Here is a 15,744-nt window from a genome sequence, read left to right as displayed (position 1 = left end):
TATCAGCGGCAACTACTTTGGGAAGGATGCCTCCGATGACCAAGCTCTCCGTCATCTACTACTCGTCCACCGGTACCCTCCACGCCATGGCCAAGCGCCTGGCCGAGGCTGGCGAGAAGGCCGGCGCCGAGGTGCGGCTGCGTCAGGTTCCGGAGCTCGCCCCGGCGGAGGCCATCGCCTCCAACGCCGCCTGGAGCCAGCACTTCGACGCCACGAAGAACGAGCCGAAGGCGACCGCTGACGACGTCGTCTGGGCGGACGCGGTGCTGTTCGGCACGCCCACCCGCTACGGCAACGTCGCCAGCCAGCTCAAGCAGTTCATCGACACCCTCGGCCCGCAGTGGGCGCAGGGGCTGCTCGCCGACAAGGTGTACGCCGGCTTCACCGCGTCGATGACCGCGCACGGTGGCCAGGAGTCGACCCTTCTCGCGCTCTACAACACCGTCCACCACTTCGGCGGTCTGGTTGTCGCCCCGGGCTACACCGACCCGCTCAAGTTCACCGACGGCAACCCGTACGGCGTTTCGCACGTCACCGGCGGAAGCAACGACGCCCCGCTGGGTGACGCGCAGTTCGCTGCCCTCGACCACATGGCCGAGCGGGTCGTCAAGATCGCCGGGAAGCTCAGCGCCTGAGCGCTGCCGCCGTACCGGACGCCCGCGTCGACGCGGGTGCTCAGTTGGGCGAGGGCCGGTCTCCCGCGACGGGAGGCCGGCCCTCGGCGTCCTCACGCCGCGACCGCTGCGATGGCGGCAAGCGGCCGATGCTCGTCGGTGCCGGGCCGCCGCAGGCGTTCGACCTCCCGGAAGCCGGCCCGGCCGAGTCGTTCGGAGATCTCGTCGACCGGCCAGCGGTAGGCGGTCAGGACCTTGTGGTCGAAGGCGCCCACCTCCTCGGCGTCGAAGACGCCCAGGACCAACCGTCCGGCCGGGACCAGCACACGCCGGAACTCCCTGAGGAAGCCGTCGAGCTCCTGCGGCGGAAGATGGATCAACGAGTACCAGGCCAGGATGCCGTCGATGGAGCCGTCGGCGATGTCGAGGCGTTCCATCGAACCGAGCTGGAACTCCACGCCCGGGTGGGCCGCCCGCGCGTGCGCGATGAACTCGGGGACCAGGTCGATCCCCGTCGCGTCGACGCCCAGCTCGCGAAGGTAGCCGGTGAGGTGGCCGGGCCCGCACCCCAGGTCGAGCACCCGGCCGGGCCGGCTCGCCAGGTGTCGCCTGATGAAGGCGAGGTCGTCGGTGTCCACCCGCTGGCTCGTGCCGAACAGCTCGATGTACAGCTCCGCGACGGACGTGTAAGCCTGCCGCACCGTGTCCGTTTCCATCGCGGCACTATACGGGTCCCGACGCCCGGCGCTTGACCTCGCCGGCTAACGCGATTAGCCTTTAGCTAATCGCGTTAGCTTCAATGGAGGACGTCATGATCGAACACCTGGACATTGCCGGCAACACCATCGCGTACGAGGTGACCGGGCAGGGCCCACTGGTCGTGCTGGCGCACGGCATGGGCGACAGCCGGCATTCCTACCGGTTCGTCGCTCCGGCCCTGGCCGCGGCCGGATACCGGGTCGCCAACGTCGACATCCGTGGTTGCGGCGACTCCAGCCTGGGCTGGGACGGCTACAGCCGCACCGACATCGCGAGCGATCTCGTCGCCGTGGTGCGCCACCTCGGCGGTCCGGCCGTGATCATCGGCCAGTCGATCAGCGGCGGTGCCGCGACCATCGCGGCCGCCACCGCGCCCGACCTGATCACCGGCGTTATCGAGCTGGCGCCGTTCACCCGCGCACAGTCCTTCGACCTCGGCGGATTGGTGCGGGTGAAGCGCTTCCGGGCCGGCTACCTCCAACTGGCGCAGGTACTCGTGCGGGGCAGCCTGGCGAACTGGCGCAGGTACCTCGACCTGGCGATCCCGGCCAAGCCCGCCGACTGGCACAGCGAGCTGGCGCGCATCGAGGCCAAGATGGGTGAGCCCGGCCGGATGAAGGCCCTCCAGGCCATGGCCAAGACCAGCCCGGAAGACGCCGGTCGGCAACTGCCCAACGTCACCTGCCCGGTCCTCGTGATCCAGGGCAGCGTCGACCCCGACTGGGCCGACCCGCGGGCCGAGGGCGAGCGCATTCTCGCCGACCTGCCCCGGGGGCTCGGCGAGCTGGCTGTCATCGACGGCGCGGGCCACTACCCGCACGTCCAGACGCCCGACGAGGTGCTCGCCCTGGCCCTGCCCTTCCTCGCCCGGACGCTGGCCAATGCCTAAGGCCCGGCTCACCCCGGCGGCGGTAACCGAAGCCGCGGCCGCGCTTGTCGACGAGGTCGGCTTCGACAACCTCAGCATGGGCCTGCTCGCCGAACGGCTCGGGATCAAGACCCCCTCGCTCTACAAGCACGTCACCAGTCAGGCCGACCTGGCGCACCGGGTCGCCATCCTGGCCATGACCGAGGCCGGCGACACCATCCGCGACGCCATCCAGGGCCGGTCCGGCAGCGATGCCCTCGCCGCCGGCGCGCAGGCGATGCGGACCTACGTGCGGGAACACCCCGGCCGGTACGCGGCCGCCAACGCCACCCGCCCGACCGGCCCCGACGATCCCTTCATCCCGGCCAGCGAGCGGGTGCTCGCCTCCTGGGCGGCCATGCTCAGCGGGTACGGGCTGGACCCCGGCCAGGAGATCCACGCCATGCGGACGCTGCGCAGCGTCCTGCACGGGTTCGCGACCCTGGAGGCGGCCGGTGGTTTCCAGATCGACGCGTCCGTCGACGAGAGTTTCACCTGGTTGATCACATTCATCGATCAGGGCCTTCGCGCCGGCGCCACCATGGGCGGCGCCGTCGCCCGCTGACCCACCCAGGCGCTGCTGCGCCGAGCGGACGGCTCAGGCGTACGCGAGCAGGAAGTCGACAGTGCCCGTGCCGCCGGGTTGACCGGCCGGGACGGGCAGGGCGGGCTCGCTGTTCAGGACGTAGAACCCGCCGCTGCCGATCAGGCGGGGTGTCACGGCCAGCATCTGCGCGCCCATGGTCGTCCCGGTCGGTTGCACCACGCTGTCCAGCAGGAGTCGGAAGAGGTTCCCGTTCAGGTTCGCGACGTGCAGCACCCGGTACGAGCGCGGGGCGGGCAGGCCGGTGCTCGTCAGACCCCAGATCGGCACGACCTGGCTACGCCACCGCGACGGGTTGTTGCTGATCGCACTGTCGTGGTTGTTGAGTTGTGTCTGGATGCCAGAGTGGATGCCGGCCAGGTGGATGTGTAGCTGGTCCTGCATCCGGATCGCCGGGTCGGCGGAGTTGACGCCCAGGCCGATGTGGGGATAGACGACGTGTCCCGGCTGCCCCGGCTGCGCGTTGTCCCACGCCTCCAGCCAGTAGTTCGGCGCGTTGACTGTGGTGATGAACGGGCACTCGATGCCGCTGATCCGGCAACTGGGGACGAGCAGGAAGTCGTGGTTCGACCCCGATCCTCCATTGAGGATGACGTACGTGGGAGTCGTCCGCAGGCACTGGGGAAACGGTGGGCCGGCCTTCGTTCCCTCACAGACCTGGACCCGGTCCCACAGGTCGTACCTGCCACCGGTGTCGGTGGGGTAACCGCACAGGGCCGAGGGTGTGGGGCAGGCCGGGGCACCGGGGCCGCCGGGTGTCGAGGGGGACGGCTCGGGGGTAGGGCCTCCGTCGGCCAACGCCCGGTCCGCGCCGACCAGCCCCAGCAGTCCGGTGGCGCCGGCGGTCCCGGAGAGTCTGACGAACTGACGTCGTGCCATTCCGCCCATCGTCACCCTCCGTGGTTGCCGTGCTGAGGCGAACATGAACGTGTCGAGATTAGGGTGAAAGCGGGCAATCGGCGCGTCGGCCGGCGAGCGGGTCGCCTGATCGTGTCGCCGTCGTGCGACGATTTCCGGCGTGGCAGAGACTGCGGTGACCCTGACCGAGATCCGCGCTCGAATCGACGGGCTGGACGGGGAACTGGTCGGGCTGCTCGCCCGGCGGGAGGCGCTGGTCCGGCAGGCCGCCCCGCTCAAGAGCGACGGCCAGGCGGTCCGTGCGCCGGAACGGGTGGCGCAGGTGGTGGCCCGGGTCCGCACGTTGGCGGGCGAGGCCGGCGCCGACCCGGATCTGATCGAACGGATCTACCGGGGCATGATCCAGGCCTTCATCGACATGGAGACCGACGAGCACCACCGCATCGTCGGCGGTTCGACGCCGGAGACGCGGTGATCGCCCGGGACGTGCGCGGTCAGGTCGCGGAGCGGCCGTCACCGTCCGGGCTCGCTACGGACGGCGGCGCGTAGCCGAGCTCGTACGAGATCTTGTTGGCGGTCTCCAGGAGCAGCGGAAGGTTGCTCTTCAGCTGGTCGAGGTTCGCGATGACCTCGATCGCCGTGATCGAGGCGGCGGCGATGACCTGCCCCCGCGAATCCCTGATCGGCGCGGCCACGCACATCACGTAGGCGTCGTGCTCGCCGTTGTCCATGGCCCAGCCGCACTCGTGGATGCGGGCAAGTTCGGCTTCCAGGGCGTCGTGGTCGGTGAAGGTGGTGTCGGTGAATCTCTCGAAGACGACGTGGGAGAGCAGGCGGTCGCGTTCCTGCCGGGGAAGGTAGGCCAGGATCGTCTTGCCCACGGCGCTCGCGTAGATGGACACCGCGCGTCCCACCCGTGACGGCAGCTTGACGGCGTCGAACGCAGGGCTGTCCACCTTGTCGATATAGATGATCTCGTCGCCGGTCAGTTGCGCCAGGTGTACGGTGTGGCCGGTCTCGCGTTGCAGCGCACGCAGGTGTGCGGCGGCGGGTTGACGGAGGTCCATCGAGCCGAGCGCGAGTTCGGACAACTCGATGAGGCCGCTGCCGAGCACGTAGGTGCCCGCGCCGGTCCGCCGGACGAAGCGCGCGGACTCCAGTGTCTGCAGGATGCGCAGGGCTGTGGACTTGTGGACGCCGAGCACGTCCGCAGCCTCCGTAAGGGACAGCGGGTGCTCCGCGGATCGACGGATGAGGTCGATCGCGCGGCGAATCGATTGCGCCAAGGCTCTGTCTCCCCTCGCGCGACGGGCACCGCCGTCGCTGCCATTGCACATTATGCAATATAAATGACGCGATGCGCAATTGCCACTTGACACCGTTGCACATGGCGCTACGATCGTTGCAATTTAATCGGTTCGACGTCAATACGTAACAGTGGAGTAACGATGGGTAATCAGCGCGCTCGTTTCGGCATCGCCAGGGCGACATGTGCCCTCGGCCTGGTCGCCACCCTCCTGACCGGTTGCGGCTCCGACGGCGATTCCGGCGACGGCGTCACCAAACTGACCTTCGCCGCCTCGACCTTCGGCGACCCGGGCCGTGGGCCCCTGTTGACCAAGTGGCTCGACGAGTTCAATGCGAGCCAGACCAAGGTCCAGGTCTCCGCCGCCGCGGTGCCGTACCCGACCTTCGGCCAGACCGTGCTCACGCAGATGGGCAGCGGCAAGGGCCCCGACCTGGTCCGCTTCGACATGCCCGAGTTCGAGGCGGCCTCGGACGCCGGCCTCGTCGCGCCGCTGGACAAGGTGATCGACGCCAGCAAGTACGACCTGCTCAAGCAGCCGGACCAGTTCATGGTCCACGACGGTGTCCGGCACGGCGTCATCTTCGAGGCGTCGAACTACGCGATGTTCTACAACGCGGACCTGATCCCGACGCCGCCGACCACCTATGAGCAGTTCACCTCCACCGCGAAGTCGCTGACCAAGGGCGACGTCTTCGGCCTGGCGTTCCGCCAGACCGAGGCCGAGGAGGCCGGCGTCTGGCAGGACATCTTCAACTACGTCTACGGCTTCGGCGGCGCGTGGTCCGACGGGAAGAACCTGACGATCAACTCGCCCGAGAACCTCAAGGGCCTGCAGGCGTTCAAAGACCTGTACGACGCGAACGTGATCCCGCGCGGCGCGGACGCGGCGACGTTCCGGCGGATGTTCGCCGAGGGCAAGGTCGGAATGGAGCTCAACAACGGCGGGTACGTGACCGCCACCCGCGGCCAGAACGCCAAGCTGAACTTCAACGTCGCGCCCATCCCGTTCCCGGTCCGCAAGCAGGGCGCGATCCTCGCACCAATCGTGATCAACGAGGCGAGCGAGGGCAAGGACGAGGCCGGCACGTTCATCAAGTGGGCGCTGGAGCCGCAGAACCAGGTCAAGCTGCAGGAGATCCTCGGCGCGAGCAGCGTCGCCACCACCACGCAGCGCAGCGCAGAGTCACTCAAGGCGACCCCGTTCCTCCCCGTCTTCGACGGACTCACCGAGACCAGCCTGCCGCAGATCGTGCTGGGGTTCGAGGCCAAGACGCCGGACATCCGCAAGGTGGTCGTGCAGAACGTGGTCGCGGCACTGCAGGGCAAGGCCGACCTCAAGTCCGCGCTGGATCGTGCCCAGCAGCAGGCGACCGAACTGGTCCGCTGACCGCTCGACACGGCGACGCTGCCGGCGCGACGATTCGTGCGCCGGCAGCGTCCTTCCCCCACGAAGGACCAAACCCGATGACTGTGGTCGAGCAGACCGGAGCACCGAAGACAACACCGCCAGGCCGACGTCGGCCCAGCCCGCTGGGTAGCAAGTGGACGCCGTACCTGTTCCTGGCGCCCGCCGCCCTGTTCATCCTCGTCTTCCAGGCGGTACCCCTCGTCCAGGAGGTGTACCTCAGCTTCACCAGGACGAGGCTGCTCAACCCCACCCGCAGCGAGTGGGTCGGGCTCGACAACTTCAACCGGATCTTCGGCGACCCCGAGTTCCACCGCACCCTGCTGATCACCTTTGTCTACGTGATCACCTGTGTGGTCGTCGCGATCGGTGCCGGGCTCGCCGTCGCGCTCCTGCTCAACAGGAAGTTCCGCGGCCGTGGCGTGGCACGGGCGCTGGTGACCGTCCCCTGGGCCGCTCCGGGCATCGCGGTCGCGCTGATCGCCACCTGGATGCTCAACGCCCAGTACGGCATCGTGAACCGCTTCCTCGACGCGGTCGGGCTCGGTGTGCCCGGCGGCGCGATCCTGGACAGCCCGCGCTACGCGCTCCCGGCGGTGCTCGCCACGACCATCTGGCAGCTGTTCCCGTTCACCTCCGTGGTGCTGCTCTCCGCGCTGCAGTCCGTTCCGCAGGACCTCAACGAGGCCGCGACCGTGGACGGCGCCGGCCGGTGGGCCACCTTCCGCGCGGTCACCTGGCAGGTCATCAAGCCGACCGTGGGTCTGCTGGCGCTGCTGATGACGATCTGGTCGCTGCGGCGCTTCGAGCTGATCTGGCTGATGACCAAGGGCGGACCGGTGGGTGCCACCGAGACGCTCGTCATCGACCTCTACTCGCAGGCGTTCGACTCGAAGGAACTCGGATCGGCGGCGGCCATCGGAATGGTCGGCGTCGTCATCTCGCTCATCGTCATCATCGGCAGCCGCCTGGTCGCCCGTGCCGTGGAGAAGGGGGACGTCCGATGAGGCGCTTCCGTTTCGGTGTCACCGCACGGATCGTCGCCGTGCTCGTCGTGCTGGGTGTCGCGGTGTTCCCGCTGTACTGGATGTTCGTCACGGCGCTGTCCAGCAACAGCGACCTCTTCGCCGATCAGCCCCGGCTCACGCCAGACCTCGGCCAGTTCGGGGTCTTCGTCGACGCGCTCGCCGAGGGCAAGGCGGCCGGGTGGCTGCTCAACAGCCTGATCATCGCCGTCGGCACCATGGTTCTCTCCGTCGGCCTGGGCATCCCGCTCGGTTACGCGTTGTCCCGGTTCTCGTTCTGGGGCAAGGCCGTGCTGACCGTCGTGCTGCTGTTCACGCAGATGCTCCCCGAGGCGCTGATGGTCGTCCCGCTGTTCGCGCTGTTCCGCCGTTTCGACCTGCTCGACTCGCTGACCGGCCTCGTCCTGGTGAACTCCGCCTTCGTCCTGCCGATCGTCGCGCTGATCCTCAAGGGCGCCATCGACGGCATCCCGAAGGAGCTGGAGGAAGCCGCGCGCGCCGACGGCGCCCGGCCCTTCACCACCCTGACCCGCATCAACGTGCCGCTCATCGCGCCGTCGATCGCGGCCACCGCGGTCATCGCCTTCTTCCACGCGTGGAACGAGTACGTCTTCGCGGTGACGTTCATCTTCAACCCCGATCTGCAACCCGCCTCCGTCGGCATCGCGAACTTCATCGGCGAACTGGGTACACCGATCCAGACGGTGATGGCAGTCGCCTTCCTGTTCACGTTGCCCGCCGTCGCCTTCTACCTGTTGGTCCAGAAGTACGTGGTGTCCGGCATGACCGCCGGTGCGGTGAAGGGTTGAGCCGAAAGATGAAGATCATCTCTGTCGACACACTCGTCGTCGACTTCTACCGCACGAACCTCGTCATCGTGCGCGTCCACACCGACGAGGGGATCATCGGGCTCGGTGAGGCCACCCTGGAGGGCAAGGAACGCGCCGTCCAAGGTGCCATCGCCGAGCTGGCCGAGGCGGTGGTGGGCCAGGATCCCACAAGCATCTCGAAGATCCTCTACGAGACCGCGCGGGACTGGTACTGGCGCGGCGGACCGGTCGTCATGACCGCGTTGAGCTCGCTGGAGATGGCCCTCTGGGACATCTCGGCACGCGAGCTCGGCGTACCGGTCTCCCGGCTTCTCGGCGGCGCGACCCGCGACCGGGTCCGCGCGTACGCGAATGGGTGGTTCTCCGGCGCCGTCACGCCGGAGGACTACGCGGCCGCCGCGCGCCGGACGGTGGAGTCGGGCTTCCGGGGCCTCAAGTGGGACCCGTTCGAGAACTACGACCTCACCATCACCACCGCGCAGTTGGACCGGGTGCTCGCCCAGATCGACGCCGTCCGTCAGGCGGTGGGCCGCGAGGTGGAGCTGTTCGTCGAGGGGCACGGCCGCTTCGACGTCCGGCACGCCATCAAGGTCGCCAACGAGATCGCCCAGTTCGACCCGGTGTGGTTCGAGGAGCCTTGCCCACCGGACAACCTCGACGCGCTCGTCGACATCCGTCGCGCGTCGCCGGTGCCGATCGCCGCGGGGGAGCGGTGGTACGGGCGGCAGGGCTTCGCGCCGGCGCTGGCCCGCCAGGCGGTCGACTTCGTCCAGCCCGACGTGACGCACGCCGGCGGGATCGCCGAGCTGGCCTTCATCTCCACGCTCGCCGCGACCAGCTATGTGGGGTTCGCGCCGCACAACCCGAGCGGTCCACTGAGCACCGCCGCGACGCTGCAACTCGGGGCGACGCTGCCCAACTTCCGGTACCTGGAGATCATGGCGACCGACGTGCCCTGGCGTCCCGAGATCACCAACGAGCGGCTGGTGCTCACCGACGACGGCGACATCCTCATCCCCACCGGGATCGGCCTGGGCATCGAGGTGGATCTCGCGGCGATCGAGCGGCACCCGTTCACCCCGCACCCGCTGCGGATGTTCCAGGACGCCGTCTTCGACATCCGTCCCCGCGACGAGCGGTCCTTCCTCAACCTGGAGAGCGACTCATGACCGTGCCACGGCCCCGGGGGTGGGTCGCGGGCGCGGACTGGGTCGGCACCGCCGCCGAGGCGTTGCCGGACGATGCCGACAGCGTCCTCATCGGCCGGATCTGGGACCCGTCCGGCGACGGCCCGTCGCCGGTGACCGTCCGCGACGGTCAGGTCATCGACATCAGCCACCGGTTCCCGACCGTCCGCGACATCTGCGAGCTGCCCGAACCCGCCGCGACGGTGGCCGGGCTCGACGGGCCGCGGGTGGGCGACTTCGGGGAGATCCTGGCCAACACCGGGTCCGCGACCCGGGACCGTGACCGGCCCTGGCTGCTCGCCCCGGTCGACCTCCAAGCCCTCAAGGCCGCCGGGGTGACCTTCCCGATCTCCATGATCGAACGGGTGATCGAGGAACGGGCGCGGGGGGACCTGGCGCTGGCAGCCGACATCCGACACCGCATGCTCGCCGACGTCGGTGTCGACCTGCACAGCCTGGAGGCGGGCTCGCCGGAGGCGGACCGGCTCAAGAGTCTGCTGGTCGCCGAGGGCATGTGGAGTCAGTACCTGGAGGTGGGCATCGGCCCGGACGCCGAGATCTTCACCAAGGGCCAGATCCTCTCCGCCGTCGGCACCGCCGTTCCGGTCGGCGTGCTCGCCGCGTCGACCTGGAACAACCCGGAACCCGAGGTCACGCTCATCGTCGCGTCCAGTGGCCGGATCGTCGGCGCCACCCTCGGCAACGACGTGAACCTACGCGACATCGAGGGCCGCTCCGCGCTCCTGCTTCCCCTGGCAAAGGACAACAACGCCTCCTGCGCCCTCGGCCCCCTGATCCGGCTCTTCGACGACCGGTTCGACATGGATCGGGTCCGCGAACTCGAGGTGCGCCTGGAGGTCCGCGGCGAGGACGGCTTCCACCTGGAGGCGGTCTCCGAGATGACCCAGATGTCGCGCGATCCCGAGGAACTGGTCCGACAGCTGATCGGGCCGCACCACCACTATCCCGACGGCGCCGCCCTGATGCTCGGCACCATGTTCGCGCCCATCCAGGACCGGGACCGCCCCGGTGAGGGTTTCACCCACAAGGTCGACGACGTGGTACGGATCAGCTGCCCGGCGCTCGGCACCCTGGTCAACCGGGTGCGGCACGCGGAGGAGTGCGAGCCCTGGCACTTCGGCGTCCGCGATCTCATGGGCAATCTGGTAAGGAGAGGACTGCTGTGAACGTGGTCATCACGGTCGATCCGCGCGACGGTCAGCGTCGCGCGACGGATCTCACCGAGACCGACGAGTCTCGGCTGGAGATGATCGCCGCTCAAACATCCCCGGCGGCGCAGTGGTTGGCCGCCCGCGGAAGGCTCGGCCGCGCCGAGTTGCTGGACGCGATCGCCGCGTCGCTGGAGTCCCGTCGGGTGGACCTGGTCGCCGCCGCCGAGGCGGAGACCGGGCTGAGCCACGCGCGACTCGACGGGGAACTCACCCGGGCGGCGCTGCAGTTCCGGATGTTCGGCGACGTGCTGCGCGACGGGGCGTACGTCGAGGCGACCATCGACCACGCTGCCGACACACCGCTCGGACGCGGCCCGGACCTGCGGCGGATGCTCGTACCCCTCGGGCCGGTCGCCGTCTTCGGAGCCAGCAACTTCCCGTTCGCCTTCTCGGTCGCCGGCGGTGACACGGCCGCCGCGCTCGCCGCCGGGTGTCCGACGATCCTGAAGGCCCACCCGTCGCACCCGCTGACCTCGCACGCCTCGGCCGCCGCGATCGAGTCGGCCGTCCGCGACCTCGGCGGGCCCGAGGGTGTCGTCGCGGCCGTCTACGGGGAGCAGGCCGGCCGTTTGCTGGTGCGCCACCCGGCGATCCGCGCGGCCGCCCTGACCGGCTCGGTCAACGCCGCCCGCGCCATCCAGGCGGCCATCGACGAGCGACCCGACCCCATTCCCCTGTACGCCGAGCTGAGCAGTGTGAACCCGATCGTCGTCCTGCCCGACGCGGCTGCCGCCCGGGCGGACCAGATCGCCGAAGGGCTGTTCGGCTCCTTCACGAACTCCGGTGGTCAGCTGTGCACCAAGCCCGGCCTGGCGTTCATCCCGTCCGATCCGGGCGGTGACCGCCTGGTCGACGCGCTGCGGACGAGGGTCGACGCGTCGGGTGGCACGGTCCTGCTCAACGAGCGCATCCGGGACGCGTACGAGAACCGGGCCACGGAGTTCGAGCGGGCCGGCGCCCGGGTCTCGGCGCGGCCCACTGTCGACCCCGGCGCGGGCTTCACCGTGGCCCCGGCCCTCCTGGAGGTCGGCCTCGCCGGCCTGACCGCCGAGCTCGCCGACGAGTGCTTCGGCCCGCTCCTGGTGGTGGTCCGGTACGACGACGACGCCGACCTCGACGCCGCGCTGGCCACCGTCCCGCCGTCGCTGACCGGCTCGCTGCACCGCGGGGCGAGCGACGACGCCGGCGTCGTGCGCCGGCTGGTCGACGTGCTCGCCGCCCGTGCGGGTCGCATCGTCTTCGACGGCTACCCCACCGGTGTCCGGGTGTCGTGGGCCCAGCACCACGGTGGACCCTGGCCGTCGACAAACGCCGTGCACACGTCGGTGGGCGCCACGTCGATCCGACGGTTCCTCCGCCCGCTGGCGTGGCAGGACGCCCCGGCCTGGGTCCTGCCCGAGGAGTTGCGCGACGAGTACACCGCCATTTCGCGGAGAGTCGACGGGAGGTTGCAGCCAGCGGTCGAATAACCGCGATCTGCCGGTCTCTTCGGGGTGCGTTTTCGTGCCACCTGCGGCTGGCGCGCGAATTCCTTTACCAAATTGACCCGACAGTGAATTCGCGCGCCAGTCGTCCTGGCGTCGCTGAAGCGCGCCCGAATTGTTTGGACACAATTTTCGGCTTCGATTTCCGTCTTGACCGTCAATGCAATTCATGGTTCTGTTTCGACAGGGAACGATGTTAGCGCTCGCACAGCTGCATCGCTCGTTACTGGTATCCCTTCCACCTCACCATCGAATGGTCGGTCGGCCGCTCGGTGCGGTCTGACCACACGCCGAAGAGGGAGCAGGAACATGCCCGTCGCACCTCCCCGTCCCCCGAGGCCGGCACCGGCACGCCGGCTGATGCTCGCACTGCTCGCCGCCATCACCGTCACGGCCGCAACGGCCGCCGCCCCGGCGGCCTCGGCGGCACCGCCCGCGCCCCTGGGCCCGACCGTCACCCGCACCGACAAGCTCCCGACCGGCTACAGCGTCACCTTCCGGTACCGGGCGCCCGAGGGCGTCCAGCAGGTCCACGTCTACGGCGACTGGTTCTACTCCCGACCGGAGGCCATCGGATGCCAGGACTGCGGCGACGCGCGGCCGCCCGCCGAGTGGCAACCCGGCGACGTCGCGGCCACCCCGTGGCACACCCAGGCCATGCAGAAGGGCTCCGACGGGGTGTGGACCTTCACCACCCCGCTGCCGGCGGGCACCTTCCGCTACGCGTTCACGCACGACTGCGCCAACGAGCTCGCCACCGGCTGTGCCCTGCACGACGACCCCGCCAACCGGTGGCAGCTCCAGCCGCAGTACCCGGGAGCGCCCGGCGCGGTACGCAGCACGATCTACGTCCCGGCCAGCAGGAAGTTCCCGACGTACGACACGGGTTACCAGGCGCCGGTCGCCACGGTCGGCCGGCTGGAGTCCCGCCGGTACACCTCGCCGTTGTCGACGAACCCGGTGGGAGTCCACGACATCGTCGTCTACCTGCCGCACGGCTACGACCCCAATCGGGCCACGCCGTACCCGACCCTCTACCTCAGCCACGGCAGCGGTGACCACTCGACCGCCTGGACGATGCAGGGCGTGGCCCACCTCATCCTGGAGAACGCGATCAAGGACCGCGCGGCGCAGCCCATGGTGATCGTGTCCACCGACTTCAACGGCCTGCCCGGTGGCAACGAGGGCTACGTCAACGAACTGCGGAACAACATCTTCCCGTTCGTCGAGCAGAACTACCACGTCTCGACCCGGGCGCAGGACCGCGCGTTCGCCGGCTTCTCCGCCGGTGGCAGCCGGGCATACACCATCATGTACGACCACACCGACCTGTTCGGCTACCACGCGGCCTGGAGCGCGGGCGGCCCGGCGGCCACCCCGGCGCAGGTCGACAGCATGAAGGCGGTGGCCGGCGGCATCATGATCGGTACCGGGCTCCAGGACGGACTGGGCAACATCGCCGAGAACTCGCAGCGCAACGCCGCCGCTCTGCGGGCCGCCGGCGTCGAGCTGGACGAGTACAACGTGCCGGGTGTGCACACCTGGCACGTGTGGCGTCCGCTGCTGAACCACTACCTGCGCACCCTGACGTTCCGGGCCACCACCACCGGTCTCGACATCACCACGTCACCGGCGGGCCTGTCGCACCACACGAAGGTCACTGCCACCGCGAAGGTCGGCGCGGTCAGCACCAGCACCTCGGCACCTTCCGGCACTGTCGACTTCTACGCGGGTGACACCCTCCTCGGGTCGGCCCCGGTGCACCACGGGGTCGCCCGACTGCAGAAGACCGTCCACGGTGAGCTGAACGCGCCGGTGGTCGCCCGCTACCAGGGCGACCGGCTCTTCAACGACTCCCGCAGCGATCCGGTCGACGCCCGGTAACAACGGGCTCGACCCCGTACTCCCTGTGGTGGGGAAGTCCCGGCCGCGCACCCCTGGTTGTTACGCCAGGGAATGCGCGGCCGGGGCGCGTCCGGGACCGCGTCAGCCGATCACGGGGTCGTGTCGGTGGCGCGCAGGCGCAGCATGGTCCAGGACGCGGGCGGAAGAGTCAGCTGGACGCTGGCGTCGGCGCCGCGTGCCGTGCCGTTGGGGCGCGGTGCGGCGTGGTCCGGACCGTCGGCCGTGTTCTTGGCGTGCAGGTCGGTGCCGCCGACGGTGACGCACTCGATGATGTCGGTGACCTGCGCGCCGGCCACGTCGATGGTCACCTCGGCCGGGGTGTCCAGGACGCGGTTGACGAGGAAGACGGTCATCTCCCCGGTGCTGTCGTCCCAGGTGGAGACCGCGTCTACCGCGTCGATCTCACCGTAGCGGTCGGTGGTCGTCGTGCTGCCGTCGCGCAGCACGTCCAGCACAGTGCCCTGGGCGTGCCGGGCGGTGCGGGCGAAGGGGTGGAAGATGGTCTGGCGCCAGGCCGAGCCGCCCACCTCGGTCATGATCGGCGCGATGACGTTGACCAGTTGGGCCTGGCAAGCCGCGCTCACCCGGTCGCTGTGCCGGAGCAGGCTGATGAGCAGGCCGCCGACGACCACCGCGTCGGCCACGCTGTAGTGATCCTCCAGCAGTGGCGGCGCGACCGGCCAGTCCTCGCCGCTCGGCGGCGTGGACGGGGCGGCGGACTGGTACCAGACGTTCCACTCGTCGAACGCGATCATGATCTTCTTGGTCGACCGACGGATCGCTCCGACCGAGTCGGCGATGGCGGTGACGGCGTCGATGTACCTGTCCATGTCCTCGGCCGAGGCGAGGAAGCTGGCCAGATCGTCGTCGACCGGCTGGTAGTAGGCGTGCAGCGAGATCAGGTCGACGTCGTCGTACGCCTCGGTCAACACGTCGCGCTCCCAGCTGCCGAAGGTCGGCATGCCGAGGTGTGACGAGCCGCAGGCGACGAGTTCGAGATCGGGGTCGAAGCGGCGCATGGCCTTCGCGGTCTGCGCCGCGAGCCGCCCGTACTCGGTGGCGCTGCGCTGACCCACCTGCCACGGGCCGTCCATCTCGTTGCCCAGGCACCACAGCTTGATCCCGTACGGGTCGACCGCACCGTTGTCGCGGCGCTGGTCGGCGAGGTGGCTCCCACCGCGGTGATTGGCGTACTCCAGCAGGTCGACGGCCTCGGCGGTGCCACGAGTACCGAGGTTGACCGCCATGATCGGATCCACGCCGGCCTTGCTCACCCAGCGCATGAACTCGTCGAGCCCGAACGCGTTGGTCTCCAGGCTGTGCCAGGCGAGGTCGAGCCGCGCCGGTCGTTCGTCGACCGGGCCAACGCCGTCCTCCCAGCGGTAGGAGGAGACGAAGTTGCCGCCGGGATAGCGCACCGTGGTGACACCCAACTCGCGCACCAGCGCGAGGACGTCGCCCCGGAAGCCGTCGGCGTCGGCCGTCGGGTGCCCCGGCTCGAAGATTCCGGTGTAGACGCAGCGACCCAGGTGCTCGACGAACGAGCCGAAGATCCGGCGTGGCACCGGTGCGACGCGTCGGCGGGGGTCCAGGGTCAGGCGGGCCGTGTGCACGCCGTTCTCCGG

Annotated in this window: 15 protein-coding genes; 11 read left to right on the top strand and 4 right to left on the bottom strand. The window is 69.5% G+C overall.

What is annotated here, in order from left to right; translation table 11 throughout:
• Positions 1-26: 26 nt before the first annotated feature.
• On the top strand, positions 27-635 hold the full coding sequence (gene wrbA, locus ACFYL6_RS29000) for an NAD(P)H:quinone oxidoreductase (RefSeq protein ID WP_387176099.1): 609 nt from the start codon (positions 27-29) through the stop codon (positions 633-635).
• Positions 636-727: 92 nt separating this feature from the next.
• Here wrbA and ACFYL6_RS28995 read toward each other — a convergent pair whose 3' ends face one another.
• Positions 728-1,330, bottom strand: a complete 603-nt coding sequence (locus tag ACFYL6_RS28995) for a class I SAM-dependent methyltransferase (RefSeq protein ID WP_387176097.1) — start codon at positions 1,328-1,330, stop codon at positions 728-730.
• Between the two features lie 95 nt (positions 1,331-1,425).
• Here ACFYL6_RS28995 and ACFYL6_RS28990 point away from each other — a divergent pair, with 95 nt between their 5' ends.
• Both ACFYL6_RS28990 and ACFYL6_RS28985 read left to right on the top strand, forming a co-directional pair.
• Positions 1,426-2,262, top strand: coding sequence for an alpha/beta fold hydrolase (locus tag ACFYL6_RS28990; RefSeq protein WP_387176095.1), 837 nt, complete (start codon positions 1,426-1,428; stop codon positions 2,260-2,262).
• Positions 2,255-2,845: a WHG domain-containing protein gene (locus ACFYL6_RS28985; protein WP_387176093.1), complete on the top strand. Its 591-nt coding sequence runs from the start codon at positions 2,255-2,257 to the stop codon at positions 2,843-2,845. Before ACFYL6_RS28990 ends, ACFYL6_RS28985 begins: the two co-directional genes overlap by 8 nt.
• A gap of 33 nt (positions 2,846-2,878) precedes the next feature.
• Here the strand turns inward: ACFYL6_RS28985 and ACFYL6_RS28980 are convergent, their stop codons facing one another.
• Positions 2,879-3,763 carry a CDP-diacylglycerol diphosphatase gene (locus ACFYL6_RS28980; protein ID WP_387176091.1) on the bottom strand — a complete coding sequence of 295 codons (885 nt, stop codon included), beginning with the start codon at positions 3,761-3,763 and terminating at the stop codon, positions 2,879-2,881.
• Between the two features lie 139 nt (positions 3,764-3,902).
• On the opposite strand from ACFYL6_RS28980, the gene ACFYL6_RS28975 reads away from it, so the two are divergent.
• Positions 3,903-4,217 (top strand): chorismate mutase, encoded by a 315-nt coding sequence (locus tag ACFYL6_RS28975; RefSeq protein WP_387176089.1) that lies wholly within the window; start codon positions 3,903-3,905, stop codon positions 4,215-4,217.
• 19 nt (positions 4,218-4,236) lie between these two features.
• Here ACFYL6_RS28975 and ACFYL6_RS28970 read toward each other — a convergent pair whose 3' ends face one another.
• Positions 4,237-5,079, bottom strand: a complete 843-nt coding sequence (locus ACFYL6_RS28970; protein WP_387176087.1) for an IclR family transcriptional regulator — start codon at positions 5,077-5,079, stop codon at positions 4,237-4,239.
• A gap of 111 nt (positions 5,080-5,190) precedes the next feature.
• On the opposite strand from ACFYL6_RS28970, the gene ACFYL6_RS28965 reads away from it, so the two are divergent.
• The 7 genes from ACFYL6_RS28965 to ACFYL6_RS28935 all read left to right on the top strand — a co-directional run bounded on the left by ACFYL6_RS28965 (position 5,191) and on the right by ACFYL6_RS28935 (position 14,098).
• Positions 5,191-6,438 (top strand): ABC transporter substrate-binding protein, encoded by a 1,248-nt coding sequence (locus tag ACFYL6_RS28965; protein ID WP_387176085.1) that lies wholly within the window; start codon positions 5,191-5,193, stop codon positions 6,436-6,438.
• 77 nt (positions 6,439-6,515) lie between these two features.
• Entirely contained in the window at positions 6,516-7,463 is a 948-nt protein-coding gene (locus ACFYL6_RS28960) for a carbohydrate ABC transporter permease (protein WP_387176083.1), read from the top strand.
• Positions 7,460-8,290 carry a carbohydrate ABC transporter permease gene (locus tag ACFYL6_RS28955; RefSeq protein ID WP_387176080.1) on the top strand — a complete coding sequence of 277 codons (831 nt, stop codon included), beginning with the start codon at positions 7,460-7,462 and terminating at the stop codon, positions 8,288-8,290. Before ACFYL6_RS28960 ends, ACFYL6_RS28955 begins: the two co-directional genes overlap by 4 nt.
• Positions 8,291-8,298: 8 nt before the next feature.
• On the top strand, positions 8,299-9,480 hold the full coding sequence (locus tag ACFYL6_RS28950; protein ID WP_387176077.1) for a mandelate racemase/muconate lactonizing enzyme family protein: 1,182 nt from the start codon (positions 8,299-8,301) through the stop codon (positions 9,478-9,480).
• Positions 9,477-10,685, top strand: coding sequence for a fumarylacetoacetate hydrolase family protein (locus tag ACFYL6_RS28945; RefSeq protein WP_387176075.1), 1,209 nt, complete (start codon positions 9,477-9,479; stop codon positions 10,683-10,685). The genes ACFYL6_RS28950 and ACFYL6_RS28945 overlap by 4 nt, the downstream gene beginning before the upstream one ends.
• Positions 10,682-12,199: an aldehyde dehydrogenase family protein gene (locus ACFYL6_RS28940; protein ID WP_387176072.1), complete on the top strand. Its 1,518-nt coding sequence runs from the start codon at positions 10,682-10,684 to the stop codon at positions 12,197-12,199. Before ACFYL6_RS28945 ends, ACFYL6_RS28940 begins: the two co-directional genes overlap by 4 nt.
• Positions 12,200-12,523: 324 nt before the next feature.
• The gene (locus ACFYL6_RS28935; RefSeq protein WP_387176069.1) at positions 12,524-14,098 is read left to right on the top strand and encodes an alpha/beta hydrolase-fold protein; all 1,575 of its coding nucleotides are present in this window, start codon (positions 12,524-12,526) and stop codon (positions 14,096-14,098) included.
• A gap of 110 nt (positions 14,099-14,208) precedes the next feature.
• On the opposite strand, the gene ACFYL6_RS28930 is transcribed toward ACFYL6_RS28935, so the two are convergent.
• A complete protein-coding gene (locus tag ACFYL6_RS28930) occupies positions 14,209-15,732 on the bottom strand; it encodes an alpha-N-arabinofuranosidase (RefSeq protein ID WP_387176067.1) in 1,524 nt (507 codons plus the stop codon).
• Positions 15,733-15,744 lie beyond the last annotated feature (12 nt).

Origin of the sequence: Micromonospora sp. NPDC007208 (assembly GCF_042869175.1) — a bacterium.
GTDB classification, from domain to species: Bacteria; Actinomycetota; Actinomycetes; order Mycobacteriales; family Micromonosporaceae; genus Micromonospora; species Micromonospora foliorum.
The sequence above is the reverse complement of the archived record's forward strand: the minus strand, read 5'-3'. Positions and strand labels throughout refer to the sequence as shown.

Coding starts and splice junctions, on each gene's coding strand:
- wrbA (WP_387176099.1), top strand. CDS start 27: ATGCCTCCGATGACCAAGCTCTCCGTCATCTACTACTCGTCCACCGGT.
- ACFYL6_RS28995 (WP_387176097.1), bottom strand. CDS start 1,330: ATGGAAACGGACACGGTGCGGCAGGCTTACACGTCCGTCGCGGAGCTG.
- ACFYL6_RS28990 (WP_387176095.1), top strand. CDS start 1,426: ATGATCGAACACCTGGACATTGCCGGCAACACCATCGCGTACGAGGTG.
- ACFYL6_RS28985 (WP_387176093.1), top strand. CDS start 2,255: ATGCCTAAGGCCCGGCTCACCCCGGCGGCGGTAACCGAAGCCGCGGCC.
- ACFYL6_RS28980 (WP_387176091.1), bottom strand. CDS start 3,763: ATGGCACGACGTCAGTTCGTCAGACTCTCCGGGACCGCCGGCGCCACC.
- ACFYL6_RS28970 (WP_387176087.1), bottom strand. CDS start 5,079: ATGTGCAATGGCAGCGACGGCGGTGCCCGTCGCGCGAGGGGAGACAGA.
- ACFYL6_RS28965 (WP_387176085.1), top strand. CDS start 5,191: ATGGGTAATCAGCGCGCTCGTTTCGGCATCGCCAGGGCGACATGTGCC.
- ACFYL6_RS28960 (WP_387176083.1), top strand. CDS start 6,516: ATGACTGTGGTCGAGCAGACCGGAGCACCGAAGACAACACCGCCAGGC.
- ACFYL6_RS28955 (WP_387176080.1), top strand. CDS start 7,460: ATGAGGCGCTTCCGTTTCGGTGTCACCGCACGGATCGTCGCCGTGCTC.
- ACFYL6_RS28950 (WP_387176077.1), top strand. CDS start 8,299: ATGAAGATCATCTCTGTCGACACACTCGTCGTCGACTTCTACCGCACG.
- ACFYL6_RS28945 (WP_387176075.1), top strand. CDS start 9,477: ATGACCGTGCCACGGCCCCGGGGGTGGGTCGCGGGCGCGGACTGGGTC.
- ACFYL6_RS28935 (WP_387176069.1), top strand. CDS start 12,524: ATGCCCGTCGCACCTCCCCGTCCCCCGAGGCCGGCACCGGCACGCCGG.